The sequence below is a fragment of the Streptosporangium nondiastaticum genome (genome assembly GCF_003011965.1).
Lineage (GTDB): Bacteria > Actinomycetota > Actinomycetes > Streptomycetales > Streptomycetaceae > Streptomyces > Streptomyces nondiastaticus.
The window spans coordinates 1-381 of the sequence record NZ_PXWG01000421.1; the positions used below are offsets into that span (position 1 = coordinate 1).

Consider the following 381-nt stretch of genomic DNA (forward strand, 5'->3'; position numbering starts at 1 on the left):
GGCATCGCCCACGGCCAGATGCCCGAGCGCGAACTGGAGCGCGTGATGCGCGACTTCGTGGCCCAGCGCTTCAATGTGCTGCTGTGCTCGACCATCATCGAGACCGGCATCGACGTGCCGAGCGCCAACACCATCGTGATCACGCGGGCCGACAAGTTCGGCCTGGCGCAGTTGCACCAGCTGCGCGGACGCGTGGGCCGCTCGCACCACCAGGCCTATGCCTACCTGCTGGTGCCCGATGTGGAAGGCCTGACCAAGCAGGCCGCGCAGCGCCTGGACGCCATCCAGAACATGGAAGAGCTGGGCTCAGGCTTTTACCTGGCCATGCACGACCTGGAAATCCGCGGCGCCGGCGAGGTGCTGGGCGACAGCCAGAGCGGC

The 381-nt window shown here is 67.5% G+C and carries 1 protein-coding gene; it reads left to right on the plus strand.

The genetic code is table 11. The annotated features are described in order from the left end of the window. Window positions 1–381: helicase-related protein (locus B7P34_RS36515; RefSeq protein WP_286157555.1), on the plus strand; the 381-nt coding region annotated here is incomplete at both ends.